Consider the following 6,367-nt stretch of genomic DNA (forward strand, 5'->3'; position numbering starts at 1 on the left):
CCTCGGGGCCGTCCTGCGCGCCGCCCAGCAGATCCCGGTCGATCGGTCGGGCGGGCGCGAGGCGCTCGTCACGGCCCTGGCCGTGCTGCACCGCGGCGACGCGGTGGGCGTGTTCCCCGAGGGCAACCGGGGGCGCGGCGACGCGTCCTCGGCGCGCGCGGGGGTGGCCTGGCTGGCCGTGCACGGCGGCGCGCCGGTGGTCCCGGTGGCGATCCTCGGGACCCGGCGCACCGGGGAGTCGGTCGGGCACATCCCGTTCCCGCGGCGCCGGCTGCACGTCGAGATGGGCGCGCCGCTGGACCTGACGCCGGCACCGGGCCAGTCCCGGCGCGAGGCCATCGGCGCGGGCACGGAGGCGGTGCGCGTGGCGCTGTCGGCGCTCGTGCGCGACGCCGCGGCCCGCACGGGCGCGGCCCTCCCGACGGACTGACCCGCGGGCCCCGCGGGGCGCGGTTCGTCGCCGGGCGCTCGGTCAGGGAGAATGGTGCCCATGCGTGACAGCGAGCCGGCCCAGCCGACCACCTCCGAGGCCCTCGAGGGCACCGATGGCGTGGAGTTCGACGACCTCGAGGGCGGCCCCGCCGAGGCCGAGCCGTTCGACGGCACCGACGTGACCGCGGAGGCGGAGGACGACGACGCGCGCGAGCGCGCCCTGCGGGTCGGGCTGGCGGAGTACGAGCTCGAGGACGAGGACGTCGCCCTGCTCTCCGGCGACGGGGACGAGTTCGACGAGGACGGCACGCACCTGGCGCTGCCGGTGCTCGCCGTCGTCGGGCGCCCGAACGTCGGCAAGTCGACGCTGGTGAACCGGATCCTCGGCCGCCGCGAGGCCGTCGTCGAGGACAAGCCGGGCGTGACCCGCGACCGCGTGTCGTACCCCGCCGAGTGGGCCGGTCGCCGGTTCACCCTCGTCGACACCGGCGGCTGGGAGGTCGACGTCGCCGGCATCGAGGCGCGGGTCGCCGAGCAGGCCGAGGTCGCGATCTCGCTCGCCGACGCGGTGCTGTTCGTCGTCGACGCCACGGTCGGCCCGACGGCCACCGACGAGCGCGTCGTCCGCCTGCTCCGCAAGTCCGGCAAGCCGGTCGTGCTGTGCGCCAACAAGGTCGACGGCCCCCGGGTGGAGGCCGACGCCGCCGAGCTGTGGAGCCTCGGTCTCGGCGAGCCGCACCCGGTCTCGGCCCTGCACGGCCGCGGCACGGGCGACCTGCTGGACGCCGCGATGGCCGCGCTGCCGACCGTGTCGCAGCACGCCACCGCCCGCCCGGGCGGCCCGCGCCGCGTCGCGCTGGTCGGCCGCCCGAACGTCGGGAAGTCCTCGCTGCTGAACAAGGTGCTCGGCACCGACCGCGTGGTCGTCGACGACACCGCGGGCACCACCCGCGACCCGGTCGACGAGCTCGTCGAGCTCAAGGGCGTGCCGTGGTGGTTCGTCGACACCGCCGGCATCCGCCGCCGCGTGCACCAGACCTCCGGCGCCGACTTCTACGCCTCGCTGCGCACGCAGGCCGCGATCGAGAAGGCCGAGGTCGCCGTCGTGCTGCTCGACGCGTCGCAGCCGCTCACCGAGCAGGACACCCGCGTCATCCAGCAGGTCATCGACGCCGGGCGCGCGCTCGTCATCGCGTACAACAAGTGGGACCTCATGGACGAGGACCGCCGGCCCTACCTCGAGCGCGAGATCGAGAAGGAGCTCGTGCAGATCCAGTGGGCGCCGCGGGTGAACATCTCCGCGCGCACCGGCTGGCACACGGACCGGCTCGTCCCGGCGCTCACCCGGTCGCTGGAGTCCTGGGACACCCGCATCCCGACCGGCAAGCTCAACGCGTTCCTGGGCGAGCTCGTCGCGGCGCACCCGCACCCGCTGCGCGGCGGCAAGCAGCCCCGCATCCTGTTCGCGACCCAGGCGTCGACGCGCCCGCCGCGGTTCGTCATCTTCGCGACCGGCTTCCTCGAGGCGGGCTACCGCCGGTTCATCGAGCGCCGGCTGCGCGAGACGTTCGGCTTCGAGGGCTCGCCGATCTCGATCTCGGTCCGGGTGCGGGAGAAGCGCAAGCGGTGAGCCGCGGCGCGCAGGTCGAACGGACGGGCGACCGGGCGGCGGAGGCGGAGCGGCACCACGTGCGGCGCCGGTCGCCGGTGCTCGTGCTCGGGCTGCCGCGGGACCCCGCCGGCCCGCGGCACGTCGCCGGGTTCCTCGCCGTCACGGTGCTGACGGTCCTGGTGACCCGGGGGCTGCTCGCGCTGACCGGGTTCCCGCAGCTCGGCGGCGACGGCCTGCACATCGCGCACGTCCTGTGGGGCGGGCTGCTGATGGCGGTCGCCGTCGTCGCGGTGCTGTCCTGGGCCGGCCCGGTGGTCCGGCCGCTGGCCGCGCTGGTCGGCGGCGTCGGGTTCGGGCTGTTCATCGACGAGATCGGCAAGTTCGTCACGTCGGACAACGACTACTTCTACGAGCCGACCGCATCGCTGATCTACGTCGTCGTGGTCGTGCTGGTCCTGGTGGGCGAGGTCATCCACGGGCGGCGGCGCGACCCGCACGAGACGCTCGCCGCCGCGGCCGACCTGGCCGTCGCCGGCCTCGCGGGCGGGTTCTCCCCGCGGGCCCGCCGCCAGGCCCGCGAGCTCGTGGCCGGCGCCGGCGACGTCCGCGGCGCGGCCGAGGTCCGGGCGCTGCTCGACGTGGTCGAGGACGACGCGCGGGAGCTGCCCGACCCGATCAGCGCGGTGGCCCGCGCGGTCGTCACGGCGTCCCGGCGTGTGGTGCGCGTGCGCTGGCTGCCGCGGGTGACCGTGGGCGTGCTGGCGCTGGTGACGCTGTACACGGTGGTACGCGGGACCGTGCTCGTCGCGACCGGGGCCGACCTGCCGTGGTGGGCGATGGTCGGCCTGCTCGCGAGCGGCGCCGCGTCGTTGGCGTGCTCGGTGGTGGGCCTGCGGCGGGTCGGCGACGACCGGGCGCGCGGGTACGAGTGGTTCCGGCGCGCGGTGCTGGTCAACCTGCTGCTCAGCCAGATCTTCCTGTTCCGGATCGACCAGTGGAGCGCGGTCACCGGCCTGGTGGTCGACCTGCTGCTGCTCGGCGTCGTGGCGGCGGAGCTCGACGTGCTGCGCGGCCGCTCGGGGGAGCACGACGTGGCGCAGAAGGCGGCGGCGAGGACCGCGACGGCTCGCTGACCGCCGGCCCGGGGGCGCCGCTCCCGGGGCAGGGCGGATCCCCGCCCGGCTCCCGCGTCGTGCACCGGTCGTCGGGGCGGCGGTGCGACGCGGGGGTGGGGACCAGGGCGGCGCTGCGGCCGTCGGGGGCCGGGGTCGTCGGGCACCTGGCGCAGGCTGCGGATTTGGTTCTGGGATGCAGCTGAGATACATGTAGTAGCCATGAAGTCGCCCGGCACCGCCACGCCCACCCCGCCCGCGGCCGAGGCCGCCTACCGGCACGTCAAGGACGCGCTGCTGTCCGGGCGGCTGCCCGCGGGCGAGATGGTCAGCGAGGGCGACGTCGCCGCCGAGCTCGGGATGAGCCGGACGCCCGTCCGCGAGGCGTTCCTCCGGCTGTCGACCGAGGGCTGGCTGCGGCTGTTCCCCAAGCGCGGGGCGCTGGTCGTCCCGGTCGCACCCGGCGAGGCCGAGGCCGTCGTCGACGCGCGGCTGCTGCTGGAGTCGCACGCGGTGGACGTCGTCGTGCGCTCCGCGGCGGACCGGGAGGCGCTGGCCGCGGCGCTGCGGGGGCTGGTGGCGCGGCAGCGGGACGCCGTCGCGGCGGGGGACCTGGCGGCCTACGCCGAGCACGACGCCGCCTTCCACCAGGCGGTGGTCGCGGCCGGGGGGAACGACCTGCTGACGGGGTTCTCCGTGACGCTGCGCGAGCGGCAGCGGCGGATGGTCGCGCTGTCGGTGGGCGCGTCGGGGGAGCGGGCGCCGCGGTTCGTCGAGGGGCACGAAGGCCTCGTCTCGGCGATCGAGGCCGGGGACTCGGCGGCGTTCCGCGAGCGGCTCCGCGAGCACCTGCACGGCGCGCACCTGGGCGACGCGGCCCGGGGCAGCACGAGCACGGACGCCGACCAGGACGGGGCCGTCCGGTGACCGCGCCGAGCACGTCGACGGCCACCGGCCCCGCACCTGCCGCCCCGGCGCCCGCGTCCCGGTCCGGCGCCCCCGACCGCCGCGCCTGGCTCCGCGTCGGCGCGCTGATGTTCGCGGTCGCCTGGGGCGGCAACGAGTTCACGCCGCTCCTGGTGATGTACCGCGAGGTGAGCCACCTGTCGGCGCTCACCGTGAACGCCCTGCTCGGCGCGTACGTGCTCGGCATCGTCCCCGCGCTGCTGATCGGCGGGCCGCTGTCGGACCGGTTCGGCCGCCGCGCGCTCCTGCTGCCCGCGGCGCCGCTCGGCATCGTCGGGTCGCTGGTCCTCGCGCTCGGCCCGGCGTCGGTGCCGGCGCTGGCGGCCGGGCGGGTGCTGTCCGGGCTGGCGCTCGGGCTGGTCATGGCGGTCGGCACGACCTGGGTCGCGGAGCTGTGCGCGGCGGCCGGGCAGCCGCAGGCCGGCGCCCGCCGGGCGTCGCTGGCGCTGACGCTGGGCTTCCTGCTCGGCGCGGGTGTCGCGGGGGCGCTGGCCCAGTGGGGCCCGTGGCGGACCGGCACCCCGTACCTGCTGCACGCCGCGGTGACGGTCCTGGCCGGGCTCGCCGTGCTCGCCGTCCCCGAGACGCACCCGGCGCGCGCCGGGGGCTCCCGCGGCCGGCTGCGCGACGACCTCCGGGTGCCGGCCGTCGGGCACCGGCGGTTCCTCCGGGTGGTGCTCCCGCTGGCGCCGTGGGTGTTCGGCGCGGTCGGCTCCGCCTACGCGGTGCTGCCGGGCCTGATGCGCGAGCACGCGGGCGGGGTGCCCATCGCGTTCTCGGCGCTGCTGACCGTCGTCACGCTGGCCGTCGGGTTCGTCGTCCAGTCGGTGGCCCGGCTCATCGACACCCGGCACAGCGCGCGGGCGTCGGTCGTGGCGCTGGCGATCCTCGTGGCCGGGATGGCGCTGGCGGCGTGGGCCGCGGCGACGCTCGCGCTGCCGGTCGTGCTGCTCGCCGCGGCGGTGCTCGGCGCGGGCTACGGGCTGGCGCTCGTCGCGGGGCTGTCCGAGGTGCAGCGGATCGCCACGCCGGACGACCTGGCCGGCCTGACGGCCGTCTACTACTCGGCGGCGTACCTCGGGTTCTTCGTGCCCGCGGTGCTCGCCTGGTTGTCGACGCGGTGGGCGTACCCCGAGATGTTCCTCGCCGGCCTGGGCGTCGCGGCGGTCTGCCTGGTGGTGGTCGCGACCGCGTGGCGCGCCCACCTGCCGGCGGGGGACGGTGGGACCGTCCGGATACGGTAGAGTTTCCGAGGCTCCTGCGGGGGCCGCCGAGGTCCCTTCGCGGGGACCATCGGGCTGTGGCGCAGCTTGGTAGCGCACTTGACTGGGGGTCAAGGGGTCGCAGGTTCAAATCCTGTCAGCCCGACGTGGAAGCCCTGGTGGGAGATCTCCCACCAGGGCTTCGTCGTTCACAGGTCATCTGTAGAGCTGAGCACGGCCTCCTGGATGTGGCCCCTAGTTCTCGACTCAGCCTCCTCCCGGCGCGGTCGAGGACCATCAGCGCCGGTGCCCCACGTCGGTGGAGGCGGCAACGACCGCATCTCGTGCCAGAACCGGAGCGGGAGTCCCGCTGTCAGGACGACGTCGGCCGCGTGCCGTGTCGTTGGACGGCTCTCGTCGCGTCGATAGCGGACCGCGCCGTGACCGTTTCGAGGAACCAGTAATGGTCGTGCGGCGCGGCCTCGCCAAGCGCGCCACCGAGGATCCGTTCAGCTCTCTCCGCCGATGGCGACGGTGGCCGAAGCCCACCCGGCGCGGGGTGGAGCATCTGAGAGCGATGGTAGGACGCCCCCGTGAGCCACAAGCCAGCATCGTTGCGCAGTGGACCTAGCCGGGCGCTCGGGCCGCTCGGTGCGTCGGGGGCCGGCCAGTAGGGCTCGTCGTACGAGACGTGGAGATCGATGTCCCATGCGGAGTTCGGCCGCAGACGGTCTCGCATTCGCATGTAGCTGACCGCAGGATCGATGGTCTCGGGGGCGTGTTCTGTCGCCGCCACGTCTCGGTACCGCGGACGCTGCAGATCCCATGACCATCGGATTCGGGCGACGAGGTACGCGCGGTCGTCGACCGGGCGACCGTCGAACGGGTTCCCTCTGCGCTGGATCGAGTGGGTGAGGAACTGGCCGGACGAGGCTGCGGCGCGCGCCCTGTCGCGGTCGAGGCGCAGATGGAACCGGTGACCGGGGAACACGTCGTTGGGGCCGTGCACTGACAGGTGGATCAGCCCGGCACTGCCCATCGGG

Annotated in this window: 6 protein-coding genes and 1 tRNA gene; 6 read left to right on the plus strand and 1 reads right to left on the minus strand. The window is 75.6% G+C overall.

Annotated elements, in window-relative coordinates:
• The 6 genes from VER05_RS10890 to VER05_RS10915 form a co-directional block, all read left to right on the plus strand.
• On the plus strand, positions 1 to 430 hold a 430-nt coding region (locus tag VER05_RS10890; RefSeq protein ID WP_324845376.1), incomplete at its 5' end, for a lysophospholipid acyltransferase family protein.
• Between the two features lie 60 nt (positions 431 to 490).
• The gene (gene der, locus VER05_RS10895) at positions 491 to 2,062 is read left to right on the plus strand and encodes a ribosome biogenesis GTPase Der (protein ID WP_324845377.1); all 1,572 of its coding nucleotides are present in this window, start codon (positions 491 to 493) and stop codon (positions 2,060 to 2,062) included.
• The gene (locus VER05_RS10900; protein WP_324845378.1) at positions 2,059 to 3,177 is read left to right on the plus strand and encodes a hypothetical protein; all 1,119 of its coding nucleotides are present in this window, start codon (positions 2,059 to 2,061) and stop codon (positions 3,175 to 3,177) included. The genes der and VER05_RS10900 overlap by 4 nt, the downstream gene beginning before the upstream one ends.
• Before the next feature lie 201 nt (positions 3,178 to 3,378).
• On the plus strand, positions 3,379 to 4,083 hold the full coding sequence (locus VER05_RS10905; RefSeq protein ID WP_324845379.1) for a GntR family transcriptional regulator: 705 nt from the start codon (positions 3,379 to 3,381) through the stop codon (positions 4,081 to 4,083).
• Complete coding sequence (locus VER05_RS10910) at positions 4,080 to 5,366, plus strand: MFS transporter (RefSeq protein ID WP_324845380.1); 1,287 nt, start codon at positions 4,080 to 4,082, stop codon at positions 5,364 to 5,366. Before VER05_RS10905 ends, VER05_RS10910 begins: the two co-directional genes overlap by 4 nt.
• 50 nt (positions 5,367 to 5,416) lie before the next feature.
• Positions 5,417 to 5,490, plus strand: a tRNA-Pro gene (locus VER05_RS10915).
• Between the two features lie 207 nt (positions 5,491 to 5,697).
• On the opposite strand, the gene VER05_RS10920 is transcribed toward VER05_RS10915, so the two are convergent.
• Positions 5,698 to 6,367: hypothetical protein (locus VER05_RS10920; RefSeq protein WP_324845381.1), on the minus strand; the 670-nt coding region annotated here is incomplete at its 5' end.

Origin of the sequence: Cellulomonas sp. (assembly GCF_035634735.1) — a bacterium.
Lineage (GTDB): Bacteria > Actinomycetota > Actinomycetes > Actinomycetales > Cellulomonadaceae > Cellulomonas.

Bases quoted from the DNA above. Each gene is read 5' to 3' on its own strand.
- der (WP_324845377.1), top strand. From the start codon at position 491: ATGCGTGACAGCGAGCCGGCCCAGCCGACCACCTCCGAGGCCCTCGAG.
- VER05_RS10905 (WP_324845379.1), top strand. From the start codon at position 3,379: ATGAAGTCGCCCGGCACCGCCACGCCCACCCCGCCCGCGGCCGAGGCC.